The sequence below is a fragment of the Exiguobacterium profundum genome, assembly GCF_042652865.1.
Taxonomy (GTDB): domain Bacteria; phylum Bacillota; class Bacilli; order Exiguobacteriales; family Exiguobacteriaceae; genus Exiguobacterium; species Exiguobacterium profundum.
Map to the genome: position 1 here is coordinate 600,765 of NZ_JBHSHG010000001.1, position 25,206 is coordinate 625,970.

Here is a 25,206-nt window from a genome sequence, read left to right on the forward strand (position 1 = left end):
GTATCGACGAATTTTATTATGCTAAAATGATAGGGATGACGAAACTTTTGTTGAATGGTTTCGTAATGTACAATAGAAGTAACATGAGATGAGGTGAAAAGAATGAAAACATGGATGAAATGGGCCCTGACAGGGGCAGTCATATACTTTGCCATTAACGTATTCGATTTCTCCTGGTTATTCATTATTGTAGGGGCGCTCGTCTTGAATGAAGTATGGTCGACGAACAAGCGCAAACATCGTCAACGTACACCGACAACGGTGGCAAAACGTGCCAAAAAGAAACTGTTACTCGATGAGGAAGAATCGTTTTCTGGATCGAGGATTTTAAAACCGATCGAAGAGCCGATGCCTACGCGACAGTTCGAGGCGACAGACGATTTAGAGCTTCAATTTTTGCAACGGACGATTGAGCAAGGATATGAGAAGTTACAACAAATCGACCGTGTTCTTCCAGATATTAAAGATGTAGAAGTGAGGCGTGAAATGAAGGCCGTCTCGAAAGAAGCGCACGAATTGTTCGAAGAATTATTCGAAAATCCACAAGACGCAAAGCATGTTCGAGACCTGTTCACATTCTATTTAGATTCCCTCGTCTCGGTCGTCTTGAAATTTAAAGAGCTTGAAGGAAAACGGGTCGTCATTCAAGAAGAGACTCGGGAACAATTAATCACAAATATGCGACTAATTGTCGATAAATTTAAAGAACAACGCGGACGTCTCCTTGAAGATGACGCCGTAGACTTTGAACGTGAACTGATCATGATGGAGCGCGTCTTGTCTGATCAGCCGGAAGGGAGAAAGAAACATGACTTCATCGAATGAAACGAACTGGCAGTCATGGCCGGAAGAAGAACTGACTTCTGATACGAAAACAAAAACGGAGACGGAGGGGTTCAGTGACCCATCTGTCGAATGGTCATCCGTTACACAGTCACATGAAGTGCCAGCCATTCAAGCGAAACCAGACGTGCCTCAAGAGCATCGCGAGCGCATCACACGATTGGCTGAATCCATTGATATTAAAAAGACAGACTCTGTTATGTTGTTCGGGTCGAATGTCCAGCGCGAACTTTCCCAATTCTCTGATCAAATTTTGACGGAAGTGCGGATGAAAGATGGCGGCGATGCCGGTAAACTGTTGTCTGACTTGATGCAAAACGTCCGTAAGATGGACCCAGATATGCTTCAACCGGAGAAAAAGAGTTTCATGGATAACATTCCGCTCATCGGTCGTGCGAAGAAGAAGGCTGAAAACTATAAGCTTCAGTTCGAAAAAATGAACGTCTATTTGGAAGAGGTCATCCATAACCTCGATCGTGCGAAGTTCGGTCTCATGAAAGACATCACGATGCTCGATCAAATGTATGATAAGAACAAGCGATATTTCGAAGAGTTGAACGTCTATATCGCCGCGGGTGAGACAAAACTTGACCATGTACGGGAATACGAGATTGCCCCGTTACGTCAAGAAGTAGAAATTTCTAAAGATCAATCGAAGCTTCAACAATTGAACGATATGATTCAATTAGCGGACCGTTTTGAGAAAAAGTTGCACGATTTAAAATTGAGTCGTACCATCAGCCTTCAAATGGCACCTCAAATTCGAGTCATTCAGCAGAATAACCAAATCCTTGCTGAAAAGATCGAGTCAGCGGTCGTCAACACGATTCCGCTTTGGAAAAACCAAGTCGTTCTTGCACTCAGCTTGACGCGCCAGAAAACGGCACTTCGTATGCAGCAGGACGTGACGAAGACAACAAATCAACTGCTTGAGCAGAACTCGAAGATGCTCAAAGATTCATCGATTGAAATCGCTCAAGAAAATGAAAAAGGGATTGTCTCTGTTGAATCACTGAAAGTCGCTCACGAGAACTTACTCTCTACGTTAGATGAAACGTTACGCATCCAGCAAGAAGGGAAGCAAAAACGTCGTGACGCAGAGCGCGAACTTGACCGCATGGAGCACGAATTGAAGGAGAAAGTCATCGAGATCGCTTCGAAAAATAAAGAACTACCAAAGGACACTGGATACTAAGGGGGAAGTCTGAGCAATCAGACTTTCCTTTTCTACGAGGAGGGACTTGAGTGGAGAAGCAACGATTGTGGGATGAGACGTGGTTATTATTCGCTGATATGATGGCCGAGCGGCACTCGAAGTGTGCATCGAAGAGTGTAGCCTGTGTCATTGTAAAAGACGAAAAACCGATTTCAATTGGCCTGAATGGTACACCATCTGGTCATACGAACTGTAATGAAATCTATATCAAGCAAGAAGATGGGTTCTATAAGCATGCCGACTATGTTGCATCGACAGATTTCGATATGATTAACGAACCGGCACGACTCATCCGAGATGATGTGACATATATCAAGTGTACAGACCCATTTGATCACCATCACTGGTCGAAGCAACATGAAATCCATGCGGAAATCAACGCGATTGGAAAACTCGCTGCCGATTCAACGAATGCATTTGGTGCGACGGCGTATGTCACGCATTCACCATGTCATGCCTGTTCACTCGCCTTAATTGCGGCACGCGTCGCGCGAGTCGTTTATGCTGTCGGTTATGAGCATGGGGATGGGTTAGAATTGATGCGTGAAAGCGGGATTGAAGTGTTACATATGCCACTTGAAAAAATGTACAAAAATACATTGTAAACGTTTTCATTAGATGATATATTATTAATGTACTGCCAATGGTGTTTTACTCTTCCATTATTCGCCCCTCCTCGGAGGGGCCTTTTTTTTGTTCAAAATGAGGTGAGACAAACTTTACACATAATGTTCAATATTTCACAATATACACTTTAAAATCTCTTATATAATAAAAGTAGATTCAAGAGAGGGGAATTTACACATGGAAAAACTCGTTCGCTTTACAGATGGTGCATATGAAGTAGAGGCGTTGATCACACTCGAAGAAGTGTGGGAAGATAAATTTGCGATTGGCATGCACAAGGAGCTTGCCGTCAAATCATTAACCATTAACGGAAATGAAGTATCAGAGATTAAACATGTTCGTGCACTCCTTCGATACTATCCGACGCTTGGTGTATCAGGAATCTTGTTGGCATTAGATAAGGCGGCTGCTGAGATTGTCTCATTGTCGAAAGATCAAGATCCAGCGCTCCAATACGTTGAACTCGTGGCCATTCAAATGGACGAGGAAGCGACAAACGACTTGAAAACATTATATGCGGCAATGTGATCTCAATTGGGTGAACCATTTCACCCAATTTTTTATTGCATCTTTTATTCGTTATGGTATGATGTTTACAGATGAAGAAATGGAACGCCATATCGTTGTCAACCATAAGCATGGGGATCTAGATAGCTAGATCGCTGTCAAAAAGCCACGTTCATAGGAACGTGGCTTTTTTTTGTTCAATGAAGTCGAATCCAGCCGCCACATCTTGAGCGAGGTGCGCATCCGAACCCATCGTGAACGGGATGTGCAGGTCGTTCGCGGATTTTGCAAGTCCGGCGACGTAAGGTACCCCACAATCCGGTTTTCTGAGTCCGGCCGTGTTGAAGTCAAGTCCGAATCCCCGGTCGGCAATCATCTGTAACAGACGTATTTCTTCCTCTTTTACTTTTGAGCGGTCCCATTCATAGTTTCTTTGATACTTTATCGGGAGATCGAGGTGTCCGATACGAGCGACACGGATGTCTTCCCACGAAAATGAGAGACCCTGTTCAATCGACTCATAATAAGCTCTCATTACGCTCTCGAATGAGCCAAACGCTTTGATGAGTTCATCAAACGTCTCGGCAGAATAATCAATCGGCATATAGGCGCCATCTCTATATAGGAAATGCTGCGATAAAATGACTTCATCAATCAATGGTGCGAAAGGCTTGAGTAAGGCAATGGTCTCTTTCTCTAAATGAGGCAATAAGTCGACTTCTAATCCAACTTTAATGTCGATAACCGCTTGATACTGCTGTTTCATCTGATGCAACGTATCGAGGTATTCTGGAAGTAGATCAATCGACATCGCCGAGTCTTGATTCGGGACCGGGTCGGTGAACGATGGGGGGAAAGGCGCATGTTCTGTGAACGTCATCGTTTGCAGGCCTTTTTCGATCCCGACTTGAATATAGTGTTCAATCGGGTCATTTGTACCGTGTGGACAAAAAGGGGTATGCACATGGCCATCGTGGGTAAAGTTAAACATCGATTACACGTCCTTTTCAGTTCATTTGGTTGACAGGTGTTTATCTGTTTGATAAATTTAACATAATACTTTAGTTTGGTAAAGTGATAACAAGATAAAGGGTGGTTATGATGATTTGGTCAAATTCAAAAGGTTCGATTCCAGAAGGCTGGTATGAACTTCAATCAGGAGATGTCATCCGTCCAAAACGATGGATGTTGTCATTTTTAGAGAAGGCAGAGTCGAGCGGCTACGCAGTCATCGATCCACCGCTTCTCGAATACTATTCACATTATCAAAATTTAGCGCTCTTTGACGAGTCAGCCTATTATCGATTGTTCGGGAACGACGGGGAACTTCTCGTCATGCGCCCTGACTATACACTACAAATCGCAAGAAAGTTAGCAGACGGTCATGAACCGATGCGTGTCGCTTACGCTGGTGCCGTCTATCGTCGGACAGTCAAACATTCCGGGCAACCCCATGAACGGCAACAGCTTGGACTCGAATGGGTCGATGGCGAAGAGAAGGACAGTCATCTGATTGAGTCCTTTCTCGATATGACGGAAGGAGTCCTGCCTACCGAACGTTTGACCATCAAAATTGGGTCAGCAGCCGTCATCTCGCTCATCGCGAAAGAGACAGGGATTCAGGAACGGACATTCCGAAAAATCTTAGCACTTCGAAACTTAGAATCATTACGTGAATTAGCAGAGACGTATCGCTATCCGTTGATTGCGAAGCTGCCCTTTTTAATTGGGAATTCTGCACTCGAAGAATTACGGTCTGAGGCACCAGAGTCTTTAAAAGAAGCCATCGGTGAAGTGGACGAGGCGGTGCAACACTTACGTACTATCGGATTAGAGGTGTCTTACGATTTCGGTCAAACGGGAGACTTTGATTACTATTCAGGATTGACCGTGACGGGAAGTGTTGAAGGCAAGCGTGTCCTTTCAGGAGGACGATATGATTCACTGTATGGACATTTTGGACACTCGAGACGAGCGTTCGGCATGTCGCTCGATTTAGAACAGTTAGATGAGGTGATCAAATGAAAGTAGCGGTCGCGAAAGGTCGGATTGAAAAAGCAGCCCGTCAATTTTTTGTCGAACGTGACTTACCCGTATGGCCAGAGAAGCGGGGACGTGAGTTGACGGTACAAGCAGGAAATCATGAATTCATTTTCGTCAAAGGGGACGACGTCTATAAATATGTGATGCATGGAGCGGCAGATGTTGGCATTGTCGGCGGTGATATTTTACGAGAAAAAACGCCAGGCGTACTCGAAGTCGTCGATTTACCGTTCGGTCGCTGTCGAATGGCCGTCTGTGGTCCAAAAGTTCGACGCAACGGCACAAAGAAATTGAAAGTGGCGAGTAAATATCCGAATATCGCCATATCACACTTTGCATCGAAGCGACAAAACGTAGAAGTCATCGCGTTGAACGGGTCGGTCGAACTGGCTCCGTTAACGGGACTCGCTGATTGCATCGTCGACATCGTCGAGACAGGCGCGACGTTGGCTGCAAACGACTTGGAAGAATACGAGACGATTTTTTCAATCAATGCAAAATTCATCACGAGTGAGACAGCTTTAGCGGAACAGCCTGACGAATTGAAGGCCTGGATTCGAAAGATGAGTCAGGAGGAGAACGCATGAGTACAGAAACGAATCGCTCAAGGCGCGAAGCTTGGGCCGAAGCCGTGAAACCGATCGTGGAATCGATCGAGGCCCGCGGAGACGAAGCGCTGCTTGAGTGGACGAAACAATTCGACGGGGTCGACCGAATTGAATCGGTCGATTTGGCCAGCTTTAATCCGCCAGTCGCATATGCTGAATTGACAGAGGCGCTTACATTAGCGGCGGAACGGATTCGTGCATTTCACGCGCGTCAAGTCCGACAAGACGATGTGTTCGAAGATACGATGTTCCGCCTTGGGAGACGCTATATGCCACTTGATTCGGTCGGAGTTTATGTACCGGGTGGGACTGCCGTCTATCCGTCGAGCGTCCTCATGAACATCATTCCGGCGAAAGTAGCTGGCGTCAAAAGAGTCGTCATGGTCACCCCACCAAAAGCAGATGGGATTGACATTTCCCTTTTGATTGCAGCAAAAATTGCAGGTGCCGATGAATGTTTTCTGGTCGGTGGGGCCCAAGCCGTGGCAGCACTCGCATACGGGACAGAAACGATTCGTCAAGTTGACAAGATTGTCGGCCCAGGAAATGCATATGTCGCGACGGCGAAGGCTCTCGTCTCACACATCGTCGGTATCGACTCCGTCGCCGGACCATCCGAAGTGTTGATCATTGCCGATGAGACGGCGAACCCGAAGTGGGTTGCCGCCGACCTGCTCGCACAAGCGGAACATGACGTCGAGGCGACTGCGATTGCGCTTGTCACGTCAGAAACACTCCGCAACCAAATCGAGCAAGAACTTGAGCGACAATTAGTGCTATTACCACGCCAAGACATTGCGAGAGAATCGTTGAAGCGTGGCGGCGTCTTGTACCGGACAATCGAGGATGCGATCGAGTACGCGAATACGATGGCCGCGGAGCACGTCCAGTTGGCCGTCAAAGATCCTGAGGCGTTGATGCGGGCAATCCGTCACGGTGGTTCGTTCTTCCTCGGACATGAGGCAGCCGAAGCATTTGGAGACTATATCGCTGGACCGAACCACGTCTTGCCGACGAGCGGGACGGCCCGCTTCTCTAGTGGACTATCGGTCGATGATTTTTATCGCCGTCAGACGTTCCTTGAGATGACAGAACTTGATGAGACGATTACAAAGGCAGCGATTCGAATCGCCAAACAAGAACAATTAGAAGGACACGCCCGTGCGATGGCTGTTCGGATGGAGGACATATGAGACGAAATTATCAAAATATCCCACGCTATGTACCTCATGCCGCTTCGGGATATGCGCTCAATCAAAATGAAAGCCAATATCCGTTACCAGAACGTCTCGAACGAGCTATTCGAGACGTATCACTCGAGGCACTCAGCCGTTACCCAGTCGAAGAATTGCTCGCTTTAAAAGCGAGCTATGCTGACTATGCGGGAGTCGAGCCGACGCAACTCATGGTCGGCAGCGGGAGCGATGAGCTATTGGCCATCTTGAGTCAGGCGATTTTGGATACGGAAGACCGTGTGGTCGCACCGGCCCCAGACTTTTCGATGTATGGCATCTATACACAAATTGCCAGAGGGCATTTCACACAACCGGACGAACAGGGTTTGCGTTACGAGACGTTGGCTGAAGTCATTCGAACAACAGACCCTAAACTCGTCTTGATTTCGAATCCGAATAACCCGACCGGAAAGATGTGGACACTAGACGAATTGTCTGACATTGCGACACGTGTACCGTACCTCGTCGTGGATGAAGCGTATATTGATTTCACAATGAAGAACTCATTTGTGTCTCGCTTGAACGAATATCCGAACGTCATCATCTTACGGACGTTATCGAAGGCGTTCGGTCTAGCGAACCTCCGGATTGGTTTCATGATTGCATCTGAAGAAATCATCGAACAGATTGACCGCTTCCGTTCGCCATTCAATGTCAGTGGACTCAGTGCCGCTGTCGCCAACGTCGTCTTACGAGATGAATCTTATATTCAAGAGTCGATTCAGTTCCATACGGCGCAACGTGAGAAGTTAACGGAGTTGTTACGACCAGTCGGTGAGATTTTACCGAGCCGTGCCAACTTCATTTATGTCAAAACGGATGATAGTGAAGGATGGGCATCCCGCTTCCTTGATAAAGGGGTCCATGTACGTGCTTTTCCCGATGGACTACGTGTCAGTGCAGGGACAGACGAGGCGTATGCCTTGATCCGACAAACGATTGAAGAGGTGAATTCTGTTGAGAACAGCTGAACTAAAACGTGAAACGAAAGAAACGAAAATTGACATTCGATTAAATCTAGACGGAACGGGTGAAAGCTCCATTCAAACGGGGGTCGGCTTCTTCGATCACATGTTGACGTTGCTCGCTTTTCACAGTCAGATGGATTTAGACGTGAAAGTCGAAGGCGATACGTGGGTCGATGCCCACCATACGGTCGAGGATGTCGGGATCGCACTCGGTCAGCTCATCTCCAAGTCACTCGGGGATAAAGTCGGAATTCGCCGCTACGGGTCGAGTTACATGCCAATGGATGAGACGCTAGCGCGAGCGGTCATTGATGTGTCAGGACGCCCATTTCTCGTCTATCAAGCGGATATTCGCAATCCGAAGCTTGGTGATTTTGATACCGAACTCGCTGAGGAATTTTTCCGTGCCGTTGCCATGAATGGTCGACTCACACTGCACCTTTCTGTTCTGTACGGGTCGAACTCACATCACATGATTGAAGGGTTGTTCAAAGCGTTCGGACGAGCGCTTGCCGAAGCGGTCTCTAGCGATGGGACGAACCGTCTCCCTTCTACGAAAGGATGGATCGAAGGATGAAAGTAGCGGTCATCGATTATGGTATGGGAAACGTATTTAACGTCGAACGTGCATTACAAGCCATCGGTTGCTACGTCGTGATCACGAACGATGCAAATCAAATTGAAGAGGCGGATGCCGTTTTACTTCCTGGGGTCGGTGCCTTCCCGCAAGCGATGCAATCGCTCGAACAGACGGGTCTTATCCCACTATTGCAACAGATGGCGACGGAAAAGCCATTTTTAGGGATCTGTCTTGGGATGCAGCTCTTGTTTGATTCGAGCACGGAAGGTATGCCGACAAAAGGTCTCGGGTTGATTCCGGGAACGGTCGAACGGATGCGAGCGAAGCGTCTCCCACACGTCGGATGGAACTCGATCCTTCGCGATGAGGATGTCTATTTTGTCCACTCTTACCATGCCGTGACGGCCGACGATTACATCGTGGCGGCAGCTGATTATATGGGTGAGAAAGTTCCGGCAATCGTTCAAAAAGGGCTCGTGACGGGCATGCAGTTCCACCCGGAAAAGAGCGGGACATTTGGTCTCAGCTTACTTCAAGAATGGAAGGAGGCGGTCGAGCGTGAGATTACTACCCGCCATTGATTTGATTGGAGGCAAGATCGTCCGTTTGACGGAAGGTGATTTTTCTACGGAAGAACAATACGGAGATCCGTATGAATTATTAAAAGCGTGGCAAGGGAAGGTCCCGATGATTCACTTGATTGATTTAGAAGGGGCCAAGGCAGGTGAACCGCGTCATTTAGACGTTGTCCGCTATGCGAAGTCTCTAGGGTTCCTTGTCCAAACAGGAGGAGGAATTCGTTCAGAAGCCGCACTTGATGCTGTGATGGAAACCGGTGCGGATCGCGTCCTTTTAGGGACGAAGGCGTTTACGGATCCTGACTTTCTAGACAAGGCGATTGAAAAGTATGGCAAACGAATCGCTGTTGCACTCGATGCCTATGACGGGAAGGTCGCCATTAACGGATGGCAGGAAGCGACAAAACTCGATGACATCTCGGTCGCACAAGACCTTGTCAAACGGGGGATCGAGACGATTCTATATACCGATATCGGATCCGATGGGAAACTGAATGGACCGAACGTTTCTCGCATGAAGGCGTTACGTCAAATCGTCAACGTCACATTGATCGCCTCAGGCGGTGTGACGACTGAAGAGGACGTGAAGGAGCTGAAGATGGCGAAAATTGATGAGGCTGTCGTCGGGAAAGCACTCCTGTCCGGTAAGGTGAGTATCGAAGAACTGATTGAATGGGAGGCGCGTTATGCTTAAACGCAGAATTATTCCATGTCTTGACGTGAAAGAAGGTCGTGTCGTCAAAGGGATTGAGTTCGTACAACTACGAGACATCGGTGATCCGGTCGAAATCGCGAAATATTACGATGAGTCCGGAGCCGATGAACTTGTATTTCTCGATATCACGGCAAGTACGGAACGTCGCCAGACGATGCTCGATGTCGTCAGTGCGGTGGCGCGGAAAGTATTCATCCCGCTGACGGTCGGTGGCGGGATTCGTTCACTCGAGGATATCTCGTCACTATTAAAAGCAGGGGCGGATAAAGTATCGTTGAACACGCTCGCTGTAGAATCCCCAAGTCTCATTCGTGAAGCGGCCGATCGTTTCGGTTCGCAATGTATCGTCGTCGCAATCGACGTAAAGTTTAAAGATGGCGAATATTATGTGTACACATATGGTGGAAAACAGAAAACGGACCTGTTGGCGGTCGAATGGGCGAAACAAGTGGCCGCGCTCGGGGCGGGTGAACTTCTTGTCACGTCCATGAACCAAGATGGAAAGCAGAGCGGTTATGACCTTGCGATTTTAGAACAACTTCGTGAAGTCGTCGACATTCCGATTATCGCATCCGGTGGGGCAGGCAATGCCGAGCACGTAGTCGAAGCGCTTGAGAAAGTCGATGCCGCATTACTTGCATCCATCTTACATGACCGAAAAACGACAGTAGAAGAGGTGAAGCACGTATGCACGAGTCACAACTTGCCGATGCGGTTCGTTTCGACGAAAATGGACTGATTCCCGCCATCATCGTCTCAGACGACGACGGGGCGGTCCTCATGCTCGGATATATGAATGATGAGGCAATCCGACAGACGCTTCGTGAACGGGTCGTCACGTTCTGGTCTCGTTCAAAAGGTCGGCTTTGGATGAAAGGGGAGACGAGCGGAAATACACTGGACGTCGTCAGCATCCACATCGACTGTGACCAGGATGCGCTTCTCGTTCGTGTTCATGCGAATGGCCCGACGTGTCATACCGGTAATCGAAGCTGTTTCTTTACGGAGGTGAACGTATGATTCATGAATTGGAACAATTGATTCAATCTAGAAAAAATGAACCGAAAGAAGGTTCGTATACGACTTATTTATTGGAACAAGGCGTTGAAAAAATCGCGAAAAAGTTCGGGGAAGAAGCGTTTGAGGTCGTCATTGCTGCTATGACGGATGAAGACTTGGTTGAAGAGTCAGCCGACCTTCTGTATCACTTACTCGTCTTGTTAGCAGCCAAAGGTGTTCGTTTAGAGGATGTGGAAGCGTTACTCGCCAAGCGTCACGGTACTACCACACCGGCGAAACCACGTCGCGACGTCACGGAATGGTAAATAAAAGAGGAAGGAGACGCGCTCCTTCCTCTTTTATGTTACCGATTGACCGAGGCGGCCATGCGAATGTACGTATGGCGTCGTCCGCGAATCGCAATGGATAGTGCCTGAATGTTCTCTGGTACGGCAATTCCGGACAGTCCGGCGTCACCTATATGCACGATATCTGCTCCGCCTCGTTTTGAAGAGAGTGCGATTTCCCGAACGGTCTCGACATCTGCGCCTTCTTGTGACGTTCCAATCGCCGCTAACGTGAGAGCGCCGAGCACTTGCAATTCCTGAACGAGTTCGTGAAACGATTCTTCACGGACGCCAGGTACAGTGCCTGGAGCCGGAAGGAGGATGATATCTGCGCCAGCTTCGACGAAGCGGATATACGCGTCGCGGTCTAACACATTGCCTGCACCGGCTTGATGCATTTTCCCGGCAATGATGACCCCTGCGAATTCACGACGTGCTTGGATGATTGCTTGTTCGATTGCTTCATTCGTGACCCCGGTATTCGGATTGCCTGTCAAACAGACGAAGTCAAACCCGAGCTCCGATGCTTTTTGGAACGCTTCGATTGAAGCGAGTCTGCCTCGTTTTACTTCATTCATCTCGGACGACTTCTCTGAAAAATCAACAGGTTCCAAGTTGACTCCAACTGGCAATCCAATCAGTCGTTTTAGTTCGAGAATCGGATGATCGCTCATCTCATCACCCGGCATCTCCCCGAATAATGCATGACTTTCAAGTCCTTTAATGTAAGGATGAAACACATCGATCATGTTCAATAAAATCAAGTCGACACCGAATGCTCGTGCTAGTTCTGCGTTTGTCACTTCTGGATACAACGGCTGCACCGTCGGGATGACCTCGGCCATGACCGTTCGACCTTCTGCTTTTCGAATCGAATCGATTAAATCTTGACGATTAAACGTGATAAAATCACTTGCTCGACATTCCAGTATTCGTTTCATGTGATCTGCCTCCTTCTGCTCATCCTTGTCTCTATTCCCTAAACCCTTGAAAAATCCTCTATACTAATTTTAAGGAGGGATTATGATGTCGGAAAAAGAAAAGATGATTCGTGGTGAACTGTATTTAGCTGGTGATGAAACGCTCGTTGCAGATCGGAAGCATGCCCGGAGATTAACTGAACAATTCAATCGTTCTGGAATCGATGATTTGGAAGAACGAAAAGAGATTCTTGGTGCGTTACTCGGATCGACGAAAGGGTCATATTATATCGAGCCGAACTTCAAATGTGATTATGGGTATAACATCCACTTAGGAGATCGATTCTATGCGAATTTTGACTGTGTCTTCCTAGACATTTGCCCCATCACGTTTGGGGATGACTGCATGCTCGCACCGGGTGTACATATTTATACGGCGACACATCCGATCGATCCGATCGATCGGATCTCAGGATATGAGTTCGGGAAGCCGGTGACCATCGGCGACCGCGTGTGGATCGGTGGAGGGACGATTATCAATCCCGGTGTGACGATTGGGGATGAGGCCGTCGTCGCATCCGGTGCGGTCGTCACAAAAGATGTGCCTTCTCGAACAGTCGTCGGAGGAAATCCGGCACGTGTGATCAAGACGATCGACTGACAAAAACTCCTGAACGCGTGGTTCAGGAGTTTTTGACATGACTTGATTGCTTGTATTTCTGAATAGCTGTATATGCAAGATGAAGCGCCGTCTCATCACCAATCGTCACCCGAATCCCCGTAGGTTGTTTCGACGTGTGTATGTTCAAGTCGGTCAAATGGGCCCACACTGCTTCAGGTTGTTCTAACTCGATATACAAGAAGTTTGTCGATGCAGGGAGGACATGACCGATGGATTCAAAGGCTAGTGCCCACTTTTGCCGCATCTGGTCATGCCATTTGATTGATTCTTGAAGATAAGTCGCATCTTTTAAGAAGATGTTGCAAATTTTTGCACTCACCCCGCTGATATTAAATGGTGGGATGAATTGACGGAAATAGTGTGCGAGTTCGGTGTTTGTCACCATGAATCCAATTCGTACGTTTGCCAATCCGAACGCTTTTGACATCGTACGGAGGACGATGAGATTCGGATGCTTCGCAATAAACGGGATCATGCTGTCATTCGGTGTGAAGTCCATGTACGCCTCATCCACCACGAGGTACGGTACGAGTGAGGCGAGATGCGTCAACTCTTCTACGGTCCACAGCTTTCCGGTTGGATTGTTCGGATTCGATAGGAGAAGAAGTTTTGGATGATGCGTCTCAATCGCCTCTAGAATTCCCTCATACGATAAATCAACGGCTTGAACATGATGACCGTGTGCGATGGTCGTGAAGATGGGATACATCGAAAAGTCAGGTGCCGGAGACAAGACGATGTCATGTGGTGCGAGCAATGCTTGCGTCACGACATGAATCATCTCATCACTCCCACAACCGACGAGTAATTGCTCGGGTGTGACGCCAACGTACGCAGCGTAGCGTTCGAACAATTCATTGATCGGTTCGACCGGATATTCGTGTAAGTCATGATACGTCAACGAATCAAGCTGATTCTTGATGCGGTCAGGTAACGGGAATTGACTTTCATTTTGGTTTAACCGATGTCCCGTCGGATAAACGACGGGATAAATCGGTAGCTCGACTTGTCTCATTCAGTTGGCTCCATCGAGAACCATTTTTTCACCAATTCATCGATTTCGCCAGACTCCATCATCTTGTTCAACTCTTCGTTGAACTGGTCGCGTAACTCATCATCTAATTTGAAGGCAGCAGCTGATCCTTTTTCGCCATCCTCTTTCAAAGCGAATGTATAGAAGCTGTCATCTTGGTCTAAATACTTTTGTGCGACCGTGTCTTCGATGACCATTGCATCGATTCGACCTGTGTTCAACTCTTGAACGATTTCAGGGATCTTGTTCAAGGATACGAGTTCAGCGTCAGGTGCTTGTTCTTTAGCGATATTTTCTTGAATCGAAGCCGTTTGGACACCGATTTTCTTACTAGACAAATCTTCGATTGCCTGAAGTGACTCGTCTTTTGTCATGATCAAGTTTGTCGCGGATAGATAGATGTCTGAGAAATCGGCATTCTCTTTACGCTCTTCTGTTGGCGTCATCCCGGCCATGACGAAGTCGACACGCCCGCTATTGAGGGCTCCGAGTAAGCTACCGAAGTCCATATCTTCAATCTTCAATTCGTAACCGAGGCGTTCTGTAATCGTCTCCGCGATTTCAATATCAAATCCGACAATCGCATCCCCGTTTGCCGTATCAACGAATTCATATGGGAAGTAATCGGCGCTCGTCCCCATGACGAGCGTTTTTTGTTCTGTCGCTTCACCTTCTGTCTCTTGACTACATGCACCGAGTAATACTGCGCTCATCATAAGTGTACCTGCTAATAACCATTTTTTCATAAGTGTATAATGCCTCCCTGTTGTAGATGAGACTAAGTGTATATGTATGATTATTAATTGTAAAGCATAAATATACAAAATTATTATAAAGAGAAGCACTTTCTATCTGAAAGCGTTCTCTTCTTAGTTTTTCAACAGATACGACATAATTCGCTCAATCGGAATTTCTCGATTGTCCATCGTATAGGTTTGTAAGTAAGAATGGTTAGTAGGCCGTTTGCAGTGTTCATTCATCTTAGACCAATTCTCATACGAAACTTGATCAATTTGACTCGGTCGTCTGACACGGTTTCGAAGTCGTGTGTTAATTTCTTCGTAATTTTCATGACGACACTCGATATAACGGTAAGTCGCTCCGTACTTGGTGGCAATCGCTATCCCTTTATCGAGCATTTCATCATAGAGACATGGACTGTCGAGAATGACGTTTTGTCCAAGTGATAGGTGATACTCGACGAGCGACCAATCGACATCATAAGCCATCTTCCCGATTTCTCCATCCGAGAAATTGCCAATATGAAGCGTATGGAGTAGGGCGGTCTTTGAAACATCATGATCGATGATGACTGCGGGTACGTGTTGGATGATACGCTTAGCCAATGTGGATTTTCCTGATCCAGGTGTTCCAGACATTTGAAGAAAAAACAGATGATCACCTCACATCTAAGTAGGAGCAAATCTTATTACTTATACAACTTGATTTACTTGTTAAAATGGCTCATTTCCTTAAGATAGTCTTCGATACAATCGACCTGAATAACCTGATAAAGTTAGTTAAAGGTTTGATCCGATGTTAGCATTTGCATACCATGATGACATTTCCATCAAGATCTTTAAAATTGAACCAATGTTCGTGCTCGATGGGTGTGATGACCTCAATGTCGTGTTGAGTCATATAAGAATAAGCTTGATGAATATCGTGCGTATTTAAGTGAAACAGCGGTGTCTGGATGATGTTCTCTTTTGAGTAGATTTTACTATCTAAAACGAGGTTCGTACCCTCTAATGGAATGACATATAAATGGTCGAATAAGATCTCTCCTTTTGTTGAAAGATCAAATAAATCACAATACCAGTCACGCGCTTTTTGAATATCACTTACCGGAATGAAAATGGTACCGATTTTGTGAAGGATAGGGTTCATAGAAACTCCTGCCTTTTCATTTGATGAATGAAGTTTTCAACATCTTTCCGAGATTTTAAGACGATGATCTGTTTCTCGTGAGAATATTGTTTGATTCGTTTGACCATCTCTGGCTTTTGAATGTCAGGAAAATTCCAAACCCACTTCAGAAATGCGAAATCGAGTTTTTCCTCACAGGATGCACCCATATCAGGTCGTGTCGTACCACGATATCGGACAACTCGCTTGAGGACGCGATATATACAGACGATGCGTGGAAGATCGATTAAAATGACAGTGTCCGCTGCCTGTAGTCGTAAATCAAGGGTATTCCCGAAATTTCCATCGATAATCCATTCATCCTTCTTCACGAGTTGTTGTTGGATGTCGATTCGTTCTTCTCTCGGTGCCATCACCCATCCCGGTCTCCACATGAGAGCGTCCAAATGATAGACATCGAGATGTAATCGTTCACCTAGTTGACGGGCGAGTGTTGATTTCCCCGCACCGCCAGAACCGATGATCATGATGCGTTTCATATAGTCACTTCTTTCATTGATGGACTCGATAAGATTAACTTTGCCCGTGCATCCATGTTTTCTGGTAGATTTTGTAGTGAAAAATATTTTAAATCTATTCCTTCATCATCGGTTAAACATAACGTGCCCGTCACTGTGTCAGTGATGAATAAATGGGTAACATTATGTACTTGATCGCCATTTGGATATTCAAAGAAAAAATCAGGGCCAGAGAAAACTGAGATTAGAGTTAATTGGTTGGAAGAGAGACCCGTTTCTTCATACAACTCTCTTTGTGCTGTTTGTTCAATTGTTTCTCCAGGTTCCATCGCCCCTCCAGGAAGTCCCCATTCCTTTGTATCTTTCCTTAGTTGAAATAAAAATTCTTGATTATCATTTTGTACAGCTACTGCAGCACCGACCATAATGAACGGACGGTTACCGATGAGCTCTCTCATCGAATGTATATAATTTTTCAACTTATTCATCCTCCAATACAATCCATTTCTTCAATTGACCGTCCTCTTCGTAAATGACCCGGACATCCATCTGTCCGATAACAAGACGTTGTTCCGAACTGAACACGACAATTGGATAGTCTGTCGATACCGGTTTATCCGTCTCAAAGATCGGGCTATGCGCCTGCATAGCGTAATAGCCGTCCGATCTCGTGTTGGCTGCCCCTGCATCAATCTGTGTCACATGTTCAAATCCTCTCAGTCTGAGCACATAACTATAAGACGTTCTCGCCCCTTGTTCGAGACGCCATTCTTCTATGATGGCTGATTTGTCGTCCAGGGTTCGTTCTTCTAGCACTTTTTGTGCCGTATACTCTTTTTCGTAAGGAATCATCTCTTGAATGCTGACGACGGTCATCGTCGCGAGTTTGAGCGATTCCTCGGAAGGCGGGGTAATCAGTATACCAATAAAAATGAGGATGGGAATCAACAAATAGACCATGACACGACTACGCATTTTCATCACCTTACCTTTTTAGATGTAAACTATTTCTGCATAAGAGAATGGGAACCCTTTAAAAGACATCCCGAATCTCTAAAACCGATTCATTTCTTCAATTTTGTAAAGGAGCGGGTATGATACAGAGAGGAGGGATGTTCATGAAAATCGGGGTCATTGGTGGAGGCGTTGCGGGATTGACGGCAGCTGCGCTCGCGCAGCAGAAAGGGCATGATGTGATTGTATTAGAAGCATCGCGTGAATGGGGTGGGTGTGCCGGCAAGTTTCAACGGGGTGACTATTTGTTTCCTGCAGGGGCAACGCTCGGTATGGGATTCGAACGAGGAGGGGTCCATCAGCGGGTTCTTCAGAAATTGGGCGAATCGGTCGAGGTGACGTTACTGGACGAGGTGATGGACATTCAACTGCCTGACGTCACCGTCACTTACTATCGCGACCGCAAACATCTACTCGAAGAGCTTAGTCGCACTTTCCCTGAGAACAGTCAGGCGATTCATGCATTCTATCGTGAAGTGTGGGGCGATTTTGAGAAGATTCGTCCGTTGTTTCAGCAGTTGCCCGCTCTTCCACTTCGCACGGTCTCGGATATGATCTATGCACTAAAAGGATTCCGGCCGAATCAAATCACAGCGCTAATGAAACTCCAGCGTCCACTCGGCGACACGTTGGCCCGTCATGGACTAAGCGGTACAATGTTCGAGCGATTTATCGATGGCGTTCTGCTCGACAGTTTGCAGACCGGTGCGAAAGAAGCGAGTCATTTACTTGGTGCAGTGGCACTGTCGGTCTATCACGAGGGAGCGTACTATGTTGAAGGTGGACTATATCAATTGGCTCATGCGTTAGAGCGCGCCGTTCGAGCATTTGATGGCGAAACGAAATTAGGGAGGGACGTCCAATCCATCGAACAGGTGACGGATGGATGGCTCATCACCGATCGAAGAGGACGACTTGAACTAGTCGATGTCATTGTTTCCGCCATTCCGATCGAGCGGACGAGCGAACTTCTGAGAGGACAGGAACAACGACGCTTCAAACGACAGTATCGCAGACAGTTGAAGCAGTCACAATGGGGCACGTTCAGTCTGTACCTCGTCTTACCTGAGGATGTGTGTCGACAGAAACCGCTGTTTCAACAAATCTATCACGAGCGATTACCGAGCGGGCATGCGTTCATTTCCATGTCCGCGCCAGACGACGTGTTACGGACAGAACGACCGGAACGAACCATCACGGTATCTACACATATCGATTTATCGGAATGGCAAGATTGGAAAGACCGGGCGGCATATGAGAAACTAGAAAAAGATTGGACCAATCGTCTCGTCGACGTTGTCGCGACTGCATTTCCTGCGTGGAATCGCGAGTCGTCACTTCTCCTTCCCGGTGCACCCGGGGCATGGGTAAAGTACACGAAGCGACCGCATGGGGCAGTCGGAGGTTATGCGCAGACTCCTAGCCAGGCGCTCTTTCGCGCTGCGAGTTATCGCACCGACTTGCCGAACTTTTTTGTGTGCGGGGATACCGTATTTCCAGGAGCGGGGACGATTGGCGCGATGACGAGCGGATTACATGTCGCTCGAGCACTCGGGGTGACGATTGATTAGGGGGAATAATGATGAAGAAAAAAGCATTTGATGAACTGACAACGATTGAGTTGTATCGCTTACTGGCGTTACGAACTGAGATTTTCGTCGTCGAACAAAACTGTCCGTATCAAGAAATCGATGGAAAAGATGAACAAGCCATCCATTATTGGATTGAAGAAGATGGAGAGATTGTCTCCGCCCTTCGCGTATTGACGGAAGCATCTCCGGTCGCCATCGGACGTGTCGTCACGAAAGCGACGCATCGAGGGAAAGGGTATTCCCGCCTCTTGATGGATGCGGCAATCAAAGATTTTGGACATGAGACGTTATACCTGCAAGCGCAGACGTATGTGGAACCTTTTTATGCCTCGTTTGGCTTCAAACGGACGAGTGATGTGTATCAAGAAGATAGTATTCCACATGTCGATATGTTACGTGAATCAACGAATCCCGCTAGTACCGTTTCGGAATCGTTCATGTTAGAATGAGAAAGAACATTCACGTGCTTTTGAGCACGATTACATTATAGACATAAAGGGGTTTACAATGGTGACCGATCAACAAGTAATTGCAAAAGCAAGAGAATTGGCAGATTTATTAGCACAAACACCAGAAGTGGCGCGCTTCAAAGAAGCGGAAGCGAAAGTAAACGGAAGTGACCGCGTACAGACTTTGATTAAACGAATCAAGTTCTTACAAAAAGAAGCCGTCAACTGTAAGCACTATGGCAAGACGGAAGCACTTGCGAAAGTCGAGCAAAAGATTGATAAAGCGATGGAAGAACTCGATTCAATTCCGGTCGTTCAAGCGTTCCAGGAAACTCAAGTCGAAGTGAACGATTTGCTTCAATACGTGACGGTGACGCTCGCGAACTCCGTGACGGACCGTATCATCGAATCGACGGACGGTGACGTCCTTGCAGGAAAGACAGGGAGCGGCATGGCGGCTGAACAAGCACGCGGCGGCTGCGGATACTAAAACGACACAGCTGGCCGATGGTCAGCTGTTGTACTTTCTAGAGGTGAATCAACATGCAAGAAGTCCATCAGACACCAATGATGAAACAATATTTCTCTATCAAGGCCGACTATCAGGACGCCTTTTTATTCTATCGACTCGGCGACTTTTACGAGTTGTTTTTTGAAGATGCACAAATTGTTGCAAAAGAGTTAGAGCTCACGCTCACTTCTAAAAACGGAAAGCAGGCCGAGCATCCAATCCCGATGTGTGGCGTTCCGCATCATTCCGCAGCAATCTACATTGAACAATTGATTGAAAAAGGATTTAACGTCGCCATCTGTGAACAGACAGAAGACCCGAAAGCGACGAAGGGACTCGTGAAGCGGGAAGTCATCCAAGTGATCACGCCGGGTACATACATGGCGTCACTCAGTGAAAAAGAAAACCGATATCTCGTCGCCATCTCGGACGTCGCAGGGCGATTCGGAATTGCTCGCGGTGACGTCACGACCGGTGAATCATGGTTGACGACACTCTCGTCAGAAGAAGCTGTGTTACGAGAAATCGAAGGATTGCTTCCGAACGAGGTCATCGTCGAGGATGAACGACTCGCTGATTTATTGCGACAGACCGGGATCCCACTTTCGATTCAAGTGGACAAGCGGAATAGTCCACTCGCACAAGGTGCAAAAGATGAGGCACAACGCTCGGCATTTGAATTGCTGTTTGCCTATTTGACGAAAACACAGAAACGTTCACTTGACCACTTGCAACCAGCAGTCGCCTATGAAGTTGAACAACACATGCAACTTGACGCCAATACGGCCCGAAATCTTGAATTGTTCCGTTCGGCTCGTTCCGGGGAACGGAAAGGGTCACTCCTTTCTCTCCTCGATGAGACGACGACGGCGATGGGCGGTCGATTGTTGAAACGTTGGCTTGAACAGCCACTTTATACGGAGCAAGGCATCAGAGAGCGACAGGACGCCATAGAGAACTTAGTGGACGACTTCATGTTGCGCGATCAACTACAAGAGGAGTTAAAGCGAGTCTACGATATCGAACGGCTTGTCGCGAAAGTCGGGTACGGGACGGCGAATGCGCGAGACCTTGTCCAATTACGCGACACACTCGAGCGGATGCCTTCTGTCCGGTCACTCTTACAAACGGTGAAAGCTGATCGCTTGCAGCAAATCGAACAAAATCTCGACTCGTTCGAGACGTTGAGTGAACAGCTTCGGGCTGCCCTCGTCGATTCACCTCCCATCTCGACGAAAGAAGGTGGGATGATTCGTCACGGATATTCGGAAGAGCTCGACGAACTGTTAGAAGCGAAAGCGAACGGGAAATCGTGGATTGCCAACCTCGAGCAACAGGAACGCATCGCGACCGGCATCAAGTCGTTGAAGGTCGGGTATAACCGCGTATTCGGTTACTACTTGGAAGTGACGAAAGCAAATGCGAAGTTGCTCGAAGAAGGGCGTTATGAGCGGAAGCAGACGTTGACGAATGCGGAACGATACATCACTCCAGAGCTGAAAGAGAAGGAAGCGCTCATCTTAGGAGCGGAAGAGAAGAGCTGTACGCTTGAATATGACTTGTTTGTCGCGCTCCGCGAAGAAGTGAAGACGTACACGAAGGACCTTCAACAATTGGCCCGTTCACTCAGCGAGTTGGATGTCCTCCTCGCCCTTGCCGTCGTGGCCGAGAAACGGGAGTATGTGCGTCCGGTTACAGCGAAGCATGTACAAATCGAACGCGGACGACACCCTGTCATTGAGACGGTCTTGCCGCGAGGTGAGTATGTCGCCAATGACTTGACGCTTGACGACACACGTCAAATGTTGCTCATCACCGGACCGAACATGTCCGGTAAATCGACGTATATGCGTCAATTTGCCTTAATTGCAATCCTTCATCAAATCGGTTCATTCGTCCCGGCAGAAGCTGCGGAACTCCCGCTCTTTGACCGCATCTTTACACGGATCGGTGCGGCGGACGATTTGGTGAGCGGACAGTCGACGTTCATGGTCGAGATGACCGAGACGCGACAAGCCGTCACCGAGGCAACGAACCATAGTCTGATTCTATTAGATGAGATTGGTCGCGGAACGTCGACGTATGACGGAATGGCGCTCGCACAGGCGATTGTTGAATATATCGCCTCGTCAATCGGCGCGAAGACACTCTTCTCGACGCACTATCATGAACTGACAGTGCTCGAAGATTCGATTCCGACACTTGAGAATGTTCATGTCCGGGCGATTGAGCGGGATGGGCGAGTCGTCTTCCTCCATGAGGTACACCCAGGACGTGCCGACAAATCATACGGGATTCATGTGGCGGAATTGGCTGAACTTCCGGATTCATTGATTGACCGGGCCCGGACGATTCTGTCAGAACTCGAGTCGGAAGCAACGAAACCGAGTTTGAACGAGCAACCTGCTCCACCTTCAGTGGAAGAAGTCAGCCAGTTGTCGCTGTTCGAGTCGAATGACGCCGTTCGAGAACAGCTGCTCAAACTCGATTTGTTGGCAATGAATCCAATCGAAGCGATGCAGGCGCTGTATGAACTGCAACAGACCGCAAAGAAAGGGTGAGTCGATGGGAATCATTCGAGAGTTACCTGAACAACTCGCGAACCGAATCGCAGCCGGGGAGGTCGTCGAACGACCGGCTTCCGTCGTCAAAGAATTAGTCGAAAATGCCATTGATGCGGGAGCGACGAAAGTGGATGTCAACTTACAAGAGGCGGGCATCCGTCTCATCAAAGTCCGTGACAACGGGCATGGGTTCCATGAAGAAGACGCGGCGCGAGCCTTCTTGCGACATGCGACGAGTAAGATTCGGGACGAGCACGACTTGTTCCGGATTCGGACGCTCGGTTTCCGCGGTGAGGCACTCGCCTCGATCGCGTCGGTCAGTCACGTCTCGTTGAAGTCGAAGCGAGCAGATGAGGATGGTTTTGAGATGACGCTCGAAGGCGGTGTCGTCAAAGAGACGAATCCGGCGGCGACGAATGTCGGGACCGAAATCGCGGTCAGTCAGCTCTTCTTCAACACACCGGCCCGTCTGAAATATTTGAAGACATCGGCGACAGAACTTGCGAGCATTACCGATACGTTGAACCGTTTGGCGCTGTCCCATCCGGAAATTCGCTTCACCGTCTTTCATGAAGAGAAAGAACTGTTGCGAACGAACGGGAATGGGGACTTGAAACAAGTTATGCTCGCCATCTATGGTCGCCAAGTCGCCGCACAAATCGTCACGGCGTCGAGCAAGACGAACGACTATACACTGAGCGCGCATCTCGTGCGCCCGGAAGTGACCCGTTCGAACAAACAATATGTGACCCTCATCTTAAACGGTCGAAGCATCAAGAACTTTGCGCTGACCCAAAGCGTGCTCGAGGGCTATCATACGCTCTTACCAATCGGTCGTTATCCGATTGCCGTGCTCGAAGTGAAGATGGACCCGATGTTGATTGACGTGAACGTCCATCCAACGAAACGTGAAGTACGCTTGTCGAAAGAAAAAGAATTGTGCCAGCTCATTCGAGAGACCGTTCAATTGACGCTCCGGGAGCAACGTCTCATTCCGTCTGTGAAACAAGAGCCGAAGCCGAAACGTGTGACACCGTCCGAACAGTCGAAGCTCGACTTTTCGATGGAGCCGCAACCTAAACAAGCAGACACCGTCGAGTGGAACTATCCGATTCCTCGGGAGCGAAAAGAGTCGCTCACGTCTCCTTCCCAGTGGAATCCGGCGCCGCTCGTTCATGAACCGGAGCCAGAGATGATTGAACCAAAACAGGTCGAAAAGCCTGTACATCAGTCGGAGCGTTTACCGGCGTTAGACGTCATCGGACAACTGCATTCAAGTTATATCATCTGTGGAGCGGAAGACGGGATGTACGTAATGGACCAACATGCTGCCCAGGAACGCATCAAGTATGAGTTGTTTTATGAGCAGTTAGGACGTCCAGAAAAAGAGTATCAGCTTCTGTTGATTCCGCTGACGTTAGAGTTCACGCAAGAAGAGACGCTCGCTATCGAAGAAGTGCTCCCGCTTCTAGCGGATGCAGGCATCACGTTAGAGCCGTTTGGGGGTAACACGTTCCTTGTCCGTGAGATTCCGACATGGTATCCGCAACATGACTTAGAAGGCACGATTCGTGATCTAGTGGAGATGGCCATTCAACAGCGATCAATCGACATTGCGAAATATCGAGAAGAAGCATCGATCCTTATGGCGTGTAAACGATCGATCAAAGCGAATCATCCACTCAATATGGAGATGATGCGACAATTGATTGATGATTTGAGTCGTACGACGTCTCCGTTTACGTGTCCGCACGGGCGACCGATTCTTGTGAAATGGAGCACGTATGAGCTTGAAAAGTTATTTAAACGCGTTATGTAATCGTCTTGTTACCTTGTTTTAACACGATGTAACGTTTATTTACGAGTCCTCATGGGAAAACTATACACATGTCACTCAACGCATCGAGGTTGAGAGGTGGCTTTTTCACTGCCTCACCCTCAAGATGTCGACATGAAATGTATATCCATGTAGGAGGAAAAGAAAATGACGAACAAACTTCAAGTATCAAAACGAGAATTACGCCCACGGTCACTGCGCACGAAGTTGCGTAAGGAAGGAAAAGCGTTAGGCGTCGTCTACGGCTACAAAGTAGACAGCACGCCAATCGTATTTGACGAGATGGACCTTCGTAAAATTCTTCGAGACCACGGTGACAATGCCTTGATTGAACTCCATTACGATGGAAATAAAATCAACACGCTCGTGCACGGATCGGAAACGGACCCGTTCACAAACTTCTATCAGCACGTCGAATTCATGGCCGTGAAGATGGATGAAGAGACAGAAGTCGAAGCGGATATCGTCCTTGTTGGCGACGCGAAAGGCGTCAAAGAAGGCGGATATCTTGCCCAGTCACTTTATAAAGTGACGGTCGCTGCGACACCGGCCAACATCCCTGAACGTATCGAACTCGATGTATCAGAGCTTGGAATCGGCGATTCGGTGACCGTAGCGGATCTTCCAGAAGACAGCTCGTACACGATCGTCTCGGAACCAGATATGCACATCGCCTCTGTGAATGAGCCGGTTGCAGAAGTTGAAGACGAAGAATCGGAAGAAGGTTCAACTGAAGGGGAAGCATCAGAAGCTTCTTCTGAAGAAGCTGAAGAATCGACTGAGGATAAAGAATAAGCAATTCGATTATAAAAAAGGAGCATCATCCCTAGATGGGGTGATGCTCCTTTGTTTTATTGTCCAAACGAATCTGAACTTAATACTTTTAGATCAAAGTGAGGAAAGTGATGTAGCATTTTTGAGTTCGCTTTAGAGTGATGCAACTAATATTAT

Annotated in this window: 28 protein-coding genes and 1 pseudogene; 20 read left to right on the forward strand and 9 right to left on the reverse strand. The window is 47.7% G+C overall.

Annotated features, from left to right (window positions below; all coding sequences use genetic code 11):
* The first annotated feature begins 102 nt into the window (after window positions 1-102).
* The 4 genes from ACFO4U_RS03100 (at window position 103) to ACFO4U_RS03115 (ending at window position 3,214) form a co-directional block, all read left to right on the forward strand.
* The gene (locus ACFO4U_RS03100; RefSeq protein ID WP_012726129.1) at window positions 103-825 is read left to right on the forward strand and encodes a 5-bromo-4-chloroindolyl phosphate hydrolysis family protein; all 723 of its coding nucleotides are present in this window, start codon (window positions 103-105) and stop codon (window positions 823-825) included.
* Window positions 809-2,038: a toxic anion resistance protein gene (locus tag ACFO4U_RS03105; RefSeq protein WP_215244021.1), complete on the forward strand. Its 1,230-nt coding sequence runs from the start codon at window positions 809-811 to the stop codon at window positions 2,036-2,038. The genes ACFO4U_RS03100 and ACFO4U_RS03105 overlap by 17 nt, the downstream gene beginning before the upstream one ends.
* 50 nt (window positions 2,039-2,088) lie before the next feature.
* A complete protein-coding gene (locus ACFO4U_RS03110) occupies window positions 2,089-2,664 on the forward strand; it encodes a deoxycytidylate deaminase (RefSeq protein ID WP_215244020.1) in 576 nt (191 codons plus the stop codon).
* Between the two features lie 199 nt (window positions 2,665-2,863).
* Window positions 2,864-3,214: a hypothetical protein gene (locus ACFO4U_RS03115; RefSeq protein ID WP_074037147.1), complete on the forward strand. Its 351-nt coding sequence runs from the start codon at window positions 2,864-2,866 to the stop codon at window positions 3,212-3,214.
* Between the two features lie 151 nt (window positions 3,215-3,365).
* Here ACFO4U_RS03115 and hisJ read toward each other — a convergent pair whose 3' ends face one another.
* Complete coding sequence (hisJ, locus tag ACFO4U_RS03120; protein WP_074037146.1) at window positions 3,366-4,184, reverse strand: histidinol-phosphatase HisJ; 819 nt, start codon at window positions 4,182-4,184, stop codon at window positions 3,366-3,368.
* Window positions 4,185-4,294: 110 nt separating this feature from the next.
* Between hisJ and ACFO4U_RS03125 the strand changes: the two genes are divergently transcribed.
* From ACFO4U_RS03125 to hisIE, 9 genes and pseudogenes are all read left to right on the forward strand, one after another.
* Window positions 4,295-5,218, forward strand: coding sequence for an ATP phosphoribosyltransferase regulatory subunit (locus ACFO4U_RS03125; protein ID WP_159562165.1), 924 nt, complete (start codon window positions 4,295-4,297; stop codon window positions 5,216-5,218).
* Window positions 5,215-5,823, forward strand: a complete 609-nt coding sequence (gene hisG, locus ACFO4U_RS03130; RefSeq protein WP_215244019.1) for an ATP phosphoribosyltransferase — start codon at window positions 5,215-5,217, stop codon at window positions 5,821-5,823. The genes ACFO4U_RS03125 and hisG overlap by 4 nt, the downstream gene beginning before the upstream one ends.
* Window positions 5,820-7,037, forward strand: coding sequence for a histidinol dehydrogenase (gene hisD / locus ACFO4U_RS03135; protein WP_215244018.1), 1,218 nt, complete (start codon window positions 5,820-5,822; stop codon window positions 7,035-7,037). The genes hisG and hisD overlap by 4 nt, the downstream gene beginning before the upstream one ends.
* Complete coding sequence (locus ACFO4U_RS03140; RefSeq protein WP_074037142.1) at window positions 7,034-8,050, forward strand: pyridoxal phosphate-dependent aminotransferase; 1,017 nt, start codon at window positions 7,034-7,036, stop codon at window positions 8,048-8,050. Before hisD ends, ACFO4U_RS03140 begins: the two co-directional genes overlap by 4 nt.
* Window positions 8,037-8,624 (forward strand): imidazoleglycerol-phosphate dehydratase HisB, encoded by a 588-nt coding sequence (gene hisB, locus ACFO4U_RS03145; RefSeq protein WP_074037141.1) that lies wholly within the window; start codon window positions 8,037-8,039, stop codon window positions 8,622-8,624. The genes ACFO4U_RS03140 and hisB overlap by 14 nt, the downstream gene beginning before the upstream one ends.
* Window positions 8,621-9,208, forward strand: coding sequence for an imidazole glycerol phosphate synthase subunit HisH (gene hisH, locus ACFO4U_RS03150; protein WP_078146782.1), 588 nt, complete (start codon window positions 8,621-8,623; stop codon window positions 9,206-9,208). Before hisB ends, hisH begins: the two co-directional genes overlap by 4 nt.
* Complete coding sequence (hisA, locus tag ACFO4U_RS03155) at window positions 9,186-9,899, forward strand: 1-(5-phosphoribosyl)-5-[(5-phosphoribosylamino)methylideneamino]imidazole-4-carboxamide isomerase (RefSeq protein ID WP_031423919.1); 714 nt, start codon at window positions 9,186-9,188, stop codon at window positions 9,897-9,899. The genes hisH and hisA overlap by 23 nt, the downstream gene beginning before the upstream one ends.
* The gene (hisF, locus tag ACFO4U_RS03160) at window positions 9,892-10,659 is read left to right on the forward strand and encodes an imidazole glycerol phosphate synthase subunit HisF (protein WP_215244017.1); all 768 of its coding nucleotides are present in this window, start codon (window positions 9,892-9,894) and stop codon (window positions 10,657-10,659) included. Before hisA ends, hisF begins: the two co-directional genes overlap by 8 nt.
* Window positions 10,608-11,245, forward strand: a pseudogene (hisIE, locus tag ACFO4U_RS03165) (bifunctional phosphoribosyl-AMP cyclohydrolase/phosphoribosyl-ATP diphosphatase HisIE). The gene hisF and the pseudogene hisIE overlap by 52 nt, the downstream one beginning before the upstream one ends.
* A 38-nt stretch (window positions 11,246-11,283) precedes the next feature.
* Here the strand turns inward: hisIE and ACFO4U_RS03170 are convergent.
* Window positions 11,284-12,207 carry a DUF7916 family protein gene (locus tag ACFO4U_RS03170; RefSeq protein ID WP_074037136.1) on the reverse strand — a complete coding sequence of 308 codons (924 nt, stop codon included), beginning with the start codon at window positions 12,205-12,207 and terminating at the stop codon, window positions 11,284-11,286.
* An 85-nt stretch (window positions 12,208-12,292) separates the two neighbouring features.
* On the opposite strand from ACFO4U_RS03170, the gene ACFO4U_RS03175 reads away from it, so the two are divergent.
* Window positions 12,293-12,847: a maltose acetyltransferase domain-containing protein gene (locus ACFO4U_RS03175; protein ID WP_276551138.1), complete on the forward strand. Its 555-nt coding sequence runs from the start codon at window positions 12,293-12,295 to the stop codon at window positions 12,845-12,847.
* Between the two features lie 22 nt (window positions 12,848-12,869).
* On the opposite strand, the gene ACFO4U_RS03180 is transcribed toward ACFO4U_RS03175, so the two are convergent.
* The 7 genes from ACFO4U_RS03180 to ACFO4U_RS03210 form a co-directional block, all read right to left on the reverse strand.
* Window positions 12,870-13,883, reverse strand: coding sequence for a pyridoxal phosphate-dependent aminotransferase (locus ACFO4U_RS03180; protein WP_215244015.1), 1,014 nt, complete (start codon window positions 13,881-13,883; stop codon window positions 12,870-12,872).
* Complete coding sequence (locus tag ACFO4U_RS03185; RefSeq protein WP_147536705.1) at window positions 13,880-14,647, reverse strand: transporter substrate-binding domain-containing protein; 768 nt, start codon at window positions 14,645-14,647, stop codon at window positions 13,880-13,882. Before ACFO4U_RS03185 ends, ACFO4U_RS03180 begins: the two co-directional genes overlap by 4 nt.
* A 123-nt stretch (window positions 14,648-14,770) precedes the next feature.
* Window positions 14,771-15,280 (reverse strand): P-loop nucleotide/nucleoside kinase family protein, encoded by a 510-nt coding sequence (locus tag ACFO4U_RS03190; protein ID WP_260563704.1) that lies wholly within the window; start codon window positions 15,278-15,280, stop codon window positions 14,771-14,773.
* A gap of 160 nt (window positions 15,281-15,440) precedes the next feature.
* Window positions 15,441-15,791, reverse strand: a complete 351-nt coding sequence (locus tag ACFO4U_RS03195) for a VOC family protein (RefSeq protein ID WP_074037131.1) — start codon at window positions 15,789-15,791, stop codon at window positions 15,441-15,443.
* Complete coding sequence (locus ACFO4U_RS03200) at window positions 15,788-16,309, reverse strand: DNA topology modulation protein (protein ID WP_074037933.1); 522 nt, start codon at window positions 16,307-16,309, stop codon at window positions 15,788-15,790. Before ACFO4U_RS03200 ends, ACFO4U_RS03195 begins: the two co-directional genes overlap by 4 nt.
* Window positions 16,306-16,776 carry an NUDIX hydrolase gene (locus ACFO4U_RS03205; protein ID WP_159562179.1) on the reverse strand — a complete coding sequence of 157 codons (471 nt, stop codon included), beginning with the start codon at window positions 16,774-16,776 and terminating at the stop codon, window positions 16,306-16,308. The genes ACFO4U_RS03200 and ACFO4U_RS03205 overlap by 4 nt, the downstream gene beginning before the upstream one ends.
* Window positions 16,769-17,269 carry a hypothetical protein gene (locus ACFO4U_RS03210; protein WP_159562180.1) on the reverse strand — a complete coding sequence of 167 codons (501 nt, stop codon included), beginning with the start codon at window positions 17,267-17,269 and terminating at the stop codon, window positions 16,769-16,771. The genes ACFO4U_RS03205 and ACFO4U_RS03210 overlap by 8 nt, the downstream gene beginning before the upstream one ends.
* Window positions 17,270-17,406: 137 nt before the next feature.
* Here ACFO4U_RS03210 and ACFO4U_RS03215 point away from each other — a divergent pair, with 137 nt between their 5' ends.
* The 6 genes from ACFO4U_RS03215 to ACFO4U_RS03240 all read left to right on the forward strand — a co-directional run bounded on the left by ACFO4U_RS03215 (window position 17,407) and on the right by ACFO4U_RS03240 (window position 25,050).
* Entirely contained in the window at window positions 17,407-18,873 is a 1,467-nt protein-coding gene (locus ACFO4U_RS03215) for a phytoene desaturase family protein (protein ID WP_215244013.1), read from the forward strand.
* Between the two features lie 11 nt (window positions 18,874-18,884).
* Window positions 18,885-19,343, forward strand: a complete 459-nt coding sequence (locus ACFO4U_RS03220; protein ID WP_215244012.1) for a GNAT family N-acetyltransferase — start codon at window positions 18,885-18,887, stop codon at window positions 19,341-19,343.
* A 58-nt stretch (window positions 19,344-19,401) separates the two neighbouring features.
* A complete protein-coding gene (locus tag ACFO4U_RS03225; protein WP_215244011.1) occupies window positions 19,402-19,833 on the forward strand; it encodes a YlbF/YmcA family competence regulator in 432 nt (143 codons plus the stop codon).
* 53 nt (window positions 19,834-19,886) lie between these two features.
* Complete coding sequence (gene mutS, locus ACFO4U_RS03230) at window positions 19,887-22,415, forward strand: DNA mismatch repair protein MutS (RefSeq protein ID WP_215244010.1); 2,529 nt, start codon at window positions 19,887-19,889, stop codon at window positions 22,413-22,415.
* Window positions 22,416-22,419: 4 nt separating this feature from the next.
* Complete coding sequence (mutL, locus tag ACFO4U_RS03235) at window positions 22,420-24,237, forward strand: DNA mismatch repair endonuclease MutL (protein ID WP_214690992.1); 1,818 nt, start codon at window positions 22,420-22,422, stop codon at window positions 24,235-24,237.
* Window positions 24,238-24,402: 165 nt separating this feature from the next.
* The gene (locus ACFO4U_RS03240) at window positions 24,403-25,050 is read left to right on the forward strand and encodes a 50S ribosomal protein L25/general stress protein Ctc (RefSeq protein WP_214690991.1); all 648 of its coding nucleotides are present in this window, start codon (window positions 24,403-24,405) and stop codon (window positions 25,048-25,050) included.
* Window positions 25,051-25,206 lie beyond the last annotated feature (156 nt).

Coding starts and splice junctions, on each gene's coding strand:
- ACFO4U_RS03115 (WP_074037147.1), top strand. CDS start 2,864: ATGGAAAAACTCGTTCGCTTTACAGATGGTGCATATGAAGTAGAGGCG.
- ACFO4U_RS03190 (WP_260563704.1), bottom strand. CDS start 15,280: ATGTCTGGAACACCTGGATCAGGAAAATCCACATTGGCTAAGCGTATC.
- hisD (WP_215244018.1), top strand. CDS start 5,820: ATGAGTACAGAAACGAATCGCTCAAGGCGCGAAGCTTGGGCCGAAGCC.
- ACFO4U_RS03205 (WP_159562179.1), bottom strand. CDS start 16,776: ATGAATAAGTTGAAAAATTATATACATTCGATGAGAGAGCTCATCGGT.
- ACFO4U_RS03140 (WP_074037142.1), top strand. CDS start 7,034: ATGAGACGAAATTATCAAAATATCCCACGCTATGTACCTCATGCCGCT.
- ACFO4U_RS03105 (WP_215244021.1), top strand. CDS start 809: ATGACTTCATCGAATGAAACGAACTGGCAGTCATGGCCGGAAGAAGAA.
- ACFO4U_RS03210 (WP_159562180.1), bottom strand. CDS start 17,269: ATGAAAATGCGTAGTCGTGTCATGGTCTATTTGTTGATTCCCATCCTC.
- mutS (WP_215244010.1), top strand. CDS start 19,887: ATGCAAGAAGTCCATCAGACACCAATGATGAAACAATATTTCTCTATC.
- ACFO4U_RS03175 (WP_276551138.1), top strand. CDS start 12,293: ATGTCGGAAAAAGAAAAGATGATTCGTGGTGAACTGTATTTAGCTGGT.
- ACFO4U_RS03220 (WP_215244012.1), top strand. CDS start 18,885: ATGAAGAAAAAAGCATTTGATGAACTGACAACGATTGAGTTGTATCGC.
- ACFO4U_RS03215 (WP_215244013.1), top strand. CDS start 17,407: ATGAAAATCGGGGTCATTGGTGGAGGCGTTGCGGGATTGACGGCAGCT.
- ACFO4U_RS03180 (WP_215244015.1), bottom strand. CDS start 13,883: ATGAGACAAGTCGAGCTACCGATTTATCCCGTCGTTTATCCGACGGGA.
- mutL (WP_214690992.1), top strand. CDS start 22,420: ATGGGAATCATTCGAGAGTTACCTGAACAACTCGCGAACCGAATCGCA.
- hisF (WP_215244017.1), top strand. CDS start 9,892: ATGCTTAAACGCAGAATTATTCCATGTCTTGACGTGAAAGAAGGTCGT.
- ACFO4U_RS03195 (WP_074037131.1), bottom strand. CDS start 15,791: ATGAACCCTATCCTTCACAAAATCGGTACCATTTTCATTCCGGTAAGT.
- ACFO4U_RS03200 (WP_074037933.1), bottom strand. CDS start 16,309: ATGAAACGCATCATGATCATCGGTTCTGGCGGTGCGGGGAAATCAACA.
- hisG (WP_215244019.1), top strand. CDS start 5,215: ATGAAAGTAGCGGTCGCGAAAGGTCGGATTGAAAAAGCAGCCCGTCAA.
- ACFO4U_RS03185 (WP_147536705.1), bottom strand. CDS start 14,647: ATGAAAAAATGGTTATTAGCAGGTACACTTATGATGAGCGCAGTATTA.
- ACFO4U_RS03240 (WP_214690991.1), top strand. CDS start 24,403: ATGACGAACAAACTTCAAGTATCAAAACGAGAATTACGCCCACGGTCA.
- hisJ (WP_074037146.1), bottom strand. CDS start 4,184: ATGTTTAACTTTACCCACGATGGCCATGTGCATACCCCTTTTTGTCCA.
- ACFO4U_RS03100 (WP_012726129.1), top strand. CDS start 103: ATGAAAACATGGATGAAATGGGCCCTGACAGGGGCAGTCATATACTTT.
- ACFO4U_RS03125 (WP_159562165.1), top strand. CDS start 4,295: ATGATTTGGTCAAATTCAAAAGGTTCGATTCCAGAAGGCTGGTATGAA.
- ACFO4U_RS03170 (WP_074037136.1), bottom strand. CDS start 12,207: ATGAAACGAATACTGGAATGTCGAGCAAGTGATTTTATCACGTTTAAT.
- ACFO4U_RS03225 (WP_215244011.1), top strand. CDS start 19,402: ATGGTGACCGATCAACAAGTAATTGCAAAAGCAAGAGAATTGGCAGAT.
- hisH (WP_078146782.1), top strand. CDS start 8,621: ATGAAAGTAGCGGTCATCGATTATGGTATGGGAAACGTATTTAACGTC.